5 protein-coding genes are annotated in these 5162 nt (G+C 38.8%); 2 read left to right on the top strand and 3 right to left on the bottom strand.

The genetic code is table 11. From position 1 onward, the window contains the following. Positions 1 to 54 precede the first annotated feature (54 nt). The 3 genes from GCCT14_RS03515 to GCCT14_RS03505 form a co-directional block, all read right to left on the bottom strand. Positions 55 to 657: a hypothetical protein gene (locus GCCT14_RS03515; RefSeq protein WP_108624266.1), complete on the bottom strand. Its 603-nt coding sequence runs from the start codon at positions 655 to 657 to the stop codon at positions 55 to 57. Positions 658 to 669: 12 nt separating this feature from the next. After that, entirely contained in the window at positions 670 to 2913 is a 2244-nt protein-coding gene (locus GCCT14_RS03510; protein WP_157952567.1) for a hypothetical protein, read from the bottom strand. 68 nt (positions 2914 to 2981) lie between these two features. Further along, entirely contained in the window at positions 2982 to 3716 is a 735-nt protein-coding gene (locus tag GCCT14_RS03505) for a hypothetical protein (protein WP_108624264.1), read from the bottom strand. Positions 3717 to 3811: 95 nt separating this feature from the next. Between GCCT14_RS03505 and rnc the strand changes: the two genes are divergently transcribed. Together rnc and GCCT14_RS03495 are read left to right on the top strand one after the other, a co-directional pair. Further along, a complete protein-coding gene (rnc, locus tag GCCT14_RS03500) occupies positions 3812 to 4561 on the top strand; it encodes a ribonuclease III (RefSeq protein WP_108624263.1) in 750 nt (249 codons plus the stop codon). After that, the coding region (locus GCCT14_RS03495) for an AAA family ATPase (protein ID WP_157952566.1) at positions 4530 to 5162 on the top strand (633 nt) is incomplete at its 3' end. The genes rnc and GCCT14_RS03495, both read left to right, overlap by 32 nt.

Below are 5162 nucleotides of genomic sequence, written 5' to 3'. Positions count from 1 at the left end.
AGTGTTCGAGTCACTTTACCCGCAATTTAATTTTATGAGGTGTAGTGTGTCAGGTTATAAAGAGGTCACGGATAGTAATTTTGAGTCTTCTCTCAAGAAAGCTGAAAAAGAAAAAAAATCTCCAGAAGGCCCCCACGAATAAGAAAAAGAAAACCCAAAAACAGAATGTGAATGCGGATCATAACAGTGAAAAGTCTCTGCATTCAACCATCCCCTGACTGAGTGTACTCCATTCACACCCTCTTGCAAAGGTAGCCAAATGGCACCAAACGAAGATGAATCCAAAGAAGATTCACCAGGGTAAACCTGTCTTGCGGATAAAGCCCTCAACTTCTCAGATTGTGGCTCGAAAGAAAAAATAAAACAAGAAGACGACAATTCATGCGTACTTTTATCATCCTGAAAATCAAAAAAAAGAGAAAGACCACCAAAGAAAGATATAGGTGTCTTACTCGTTAATTCAAAAGCAATGCCATCTTCATGCCAGCCAAGTCGGAATTCCTCATCTCCTTCTTTTAGAAAAAAATGCATTCTAGGCAAAGCATATCGAGAAGATAAAAAAGTAATATCCTGCAAACTCTCAGAAAGATTTTTGCATCTAAAAACCTTAGTAGACAAAGAAAAGAGACAATGCAAGCAATATTGATCTTTAGACATGCTCAATATATCTCAAACTGTCGCCTTATCCATCTCCTCCATTACAAGAGGCCCTCTTTCTGCTAATTCCTGACTTAACCAATCTTTTAATATAGAAGAAGAGATATGAGAAATCAGCATTGAGCGAAGTTCCAGTACAGCACTCTGAACAGATTCTGCTTCTGACAACCCACCAGGCAACACATCAACTAGCTCGTCAAAAAGCAACCAACCAGCAATGGAAGCGACGGGTTCACTCCATTTTGAACCATCTTCGAAAAAGGTAGGGAGCTCATAATATGCCTTTTCCTGAGAACGCAAAATATCTTTTTCTAAAGTTATCAAAAGCCATTGCTTGTCGAAAGGAGAGATTTCATCATTATCTTTTTTTTCGAATACTAATCGACGATCTCCTACTTGAAGAAGAGCTCTCACTTCTCTTAGATAATTGAAATGACGCCGATGCTTTTCATAGACATCCTCTGAAGGAAAATCTTTAAAAACAGACTTCCAATAACTAGCTTCAGCTTTTTCTAAAGATTTTATACGACGCTTCTTCATATAAGCGTTCAATTCTTTAGTTTTGATGTTTTCCAAGGCCCCTCCCATGCGAGCCTGTGTGAAAGTCAAAATGTAATCTGGCCCACGCTCCTCTGGATCAAACCGAATGAAATTCACCCCATCCGGAGTAAAAAACTGCAATTTTTTACGAGCTTCTTCGTCTCCTTGAAGGGCACGATCGATTAAAGCAAAAAATTCCACTTTCGCTTCTTGTTCCAGAAAGTTGAAAGGAGAATCTGGATGGAAAAGCCCTATCTGTAAATCTCTAGATGAATCATCTTCGCAATCTTTAAGAAATTGCTTAACCATATCAGGATCTTCTCGAACCATCTCTGCTAAACAAACCAGATCGAGTTTTATACGTTCTCGATCGTCAAGAGCAAATAATCTGTCCAAACGAGATCCATAAACTTTGTGTAATTTCGGCTCCTGCTCAAGAACAAATTCCCAGTGATCATCGGAAACCTGCCATGTCCAGAGCTCCTTCAATGGAGAAACCTGCGTCAAAGCGTCTTGACGAAGAATCCTGTGCTTACCCTTACAACGAAATCCAATCAATTCCGGATAGAACCTCTTCACATCTTCCACTGATAAAAACTTCTTAGGAAGAGAATCGTGTCTGAACCAATCAGGGTCAATCTTGCTACAGTAAAGATGAAATAAAAACTGTTGATCAGTTGCTCTTAGGAAAATCCCTGGCTCTATTGCGTAACGAACTACTCTATGCCCTTCTGTTGCATATTTACCAATATGTTTAAAAATAGTGCTATCAAGAACAAGTGAACTTGTATATTGAGCAGTCAATTTCCTAAAAAGTAAAACCTCTCTCCAAAGTTCAACCAATCGAGAATTAGATAATCCTGAAAAAGTAGAAAAAGACTGAAAAATGCTTTTCGCTTCCACCATTCTCTCTTCATCTGTAAAACGATCGGCCATTTGACTTGCTCTTGCCCAGAGATCAGCCTTTGACTCCTCAAGAGTAACCTCTAAGCCTTGACTCCTGGCGCTTTCTGCTCCCCTCAAAATACATCTCGCGACCAAGTCAATCAACTTTTTCCCAAACCACTCTTCAGTAGTAATGTATCCAAAAAAGTGTAAATTGTTCTCATTCAAATGTCCCATGAGGGCTTCAGCATCTGTCTCGTATTTGATCTGTGATCGCAAAAGAGAACGAAAATCTTCATCGGTATAAAATGATTGAGATACGTAAAGATTTGACTTGCACTTGAATAAATCAAACTCACTCACAGGAGAAGACTCTAAAGAAAAAGACATTTCCCTAAATCTGTTCCAACTATCGCTTAAGTTAGGCGCAGAATTTCTCCAGATTCCTTCTAATGAGATATCACTTAAAACAGGGTTCTTGTAGGGACGCCACTTTTTTTCCTTTTCGATATTGGAAGTCATCTCTCCATAAATTGTCGTTTCATCCATTTTAAAAAGGGAATCAACAAGACCAGACATAAAGAAATCCCTGGCAATCACACGATCGTTCAACGCACACCCAATGGTTCCCTCAAGAGAGATCATCCTCTTGAACGACATAAAAAATTCAGGGGCATATTTTTTTGAACCGATCCTAATTTGAGATTCTTTTTTTAATGGAGAGACCCCAGACAAGGACGATCCAGAAAATACAAAACCTAAAGTTAGTACAAAAAGAACAAATCCTAAGATAATTTTTTCGAGATTTCTACCGAATGAAAACATCTTCATAGTACAACCTAAACAACGAGCGGGCCGATCGTAACAAAGTAAGTGTCTTTACCTCAATGAGGAGCAAATTAAAATGGAGAAGGCAGGTCAACAAATGGATTTCTATCAGACGTAAGAAAGTCATTAAAGAAATAACCTAGCCTTTTAGGTCGGTTAGTATGAGGGTCCCTCTCATTAAAAATATATCGGCTCTTCTCCTTCCCGAACACAACGAGATACCAAATAAGAGATTGCCCTTGTTTGACACAAGGAAACTTAATGCGACATGAGCGAGAGATACAAGTCGCCCCAGCAACCTTGTGAGATAACAGACAAGAAAAAGGGACTGTTATTGGAGGTGTCTCCTCACTAATCTCATCAACATTTGATTCCAAACATAAAGCAACCCCTCCCAGAATATCTGAAAAGGAACTGTAGCGTGATAAGTCAAAATATCCTTCCTGTAAAGATTGAAAAAAAGGATTATGAGACATGGATTGGGGTGTATAAGAAAAAGAGATAAGTTGGTCGTAAAGCAAACGCACACCACCCTCAGACCACCACAAACTAGTTGCAATTTTTGCAATAGGACCCTTTTGAATTATTTTCTGTAAAAGAATAGAGTCCCTCCACATATCTCTTCCGCCAAATAAAATCTGTAATGAAGAAGCATTTTCCGTAACCTTTGGAAGGCGAAGTTCTACCATGTTTCTAAGAGAAGAAGAGAGAGTAATGCAATCTATTTCTTTCATTGGAAGCTCTAAGCCCAAATAACCGTTACGAAAAAAAAATCCGAGCTGTTCCTGGCCTAAAACAAAACGCATTGTTGTGTTCACCTTACCATAATAAAAAGTGCATAATGCCAGAATGTATGGTGAGTAAACAAGGCAAGTGAATCTAAACAGAACTAAGGTAAGAAATGTCAGATGTAACTATTTGCTGGGAAAAACACGCTAAGCAAATTGAACAAAGGATTGGCTATTCCTTTCAAAACCAGAATTTATTGAAGAGCGCTTTCACACACTGTTCCTATGCTAATGAAGTCGAAACTGATTGTCCAACCAATGAGCGATTAGAGTTTCTTGGGGACGCAGTTTTAAACCTGGTAGCAGCAAATTATCTTTTTATTCATTATCCCAATTTAGCAGAAGGCAATCTGACAAAAATTCGTTCTAACATCGTTAACGACAAATCTTGCCATGCTTACTCCAAGCAACTCAATTTGGAATCTCACATCCTTCTTGGTAAAGGAGAACGTGCATCTAACAAACGATCACATATCAGGATTGAGGCTGATCTATTTGAATCTCTTACTGGGGCAATTTACTTGGATGGAGGTTTAGAACAAGCTAGTAATTTCCTACTGAAGTTTCTTTGTCCGGCTGTCGAACATGTTATTCAAAACCCTTGCGAAAATTGGAAAGCTCAACTTCAAGAGGTATGTCAAAAAACAAAAAAGGGTAAGCCGATTTACACAACACTGTCATCTTCTGGCCCAGATCACGATAGAAACTATACTTGTGGGGTTATTTTAGAAGACTGTTTAATCGGTAAAGGAGAAGGCCATTCAAAAAAAGAGGCACAGCAAATGGCTGCTCGAGAAGCATTTTTTATGCTGACAGGAGTGATAAAGGAACGTGAGCAAACAGAAGACAAATTGGATCTGTGAAGAGTGTAAATACAATGCTATTAGATGGAGCGGAGCATGTCCATCATGTCGTGAATGGAATACGCTAAAGGAGAATATAATTAACGCTCCAATAGCAGATAGACTGCCAATACAACTTATAAGACTATTGGATGCTCAATCGGAAGAGCCAAAGCGCATTTCAACTGAAATTCAGGAAGTAGACCGTGTTTTAGGTGGTGGTTTCGTCCCAGGAAGCTTGATCCTACTAGGTGGTGATCCTGGAATTGGAAAATCTACCCTTTTGCTACAAATTTGTTCTGGATTATCGAAAAAAACCAGCCAAGCAGTTCTTTATGTTTCTGGCGAAGAATCGATACAGCAACTTTCAATTCGTGCAAACAGAATCGGTCTGAGATCAAAAGATGTTTTTTGTCTGAGCCATTGTCATGTGACATCAATTTTGGAAACAGTTAAAAAAGTTAACCCATCTCTTTTGGTAATTGATTCCATCCAAACCACATATGAAGACAGCTTGTCTTCTACACCAGGGTCTCCACAACAATTAAGAGAGGTTTGTGCACAATTTTTAACCTTGGCCAAGAGAACCTCTATAGTGGTTTTATTGATTGGACATGTAACA

The organism is Candidatus Similichlamydia epinepheli (assembly GCF_003056015.1).
This window is presented reverse-complemented; position numbering and strand designations above follow the sequence as displayed.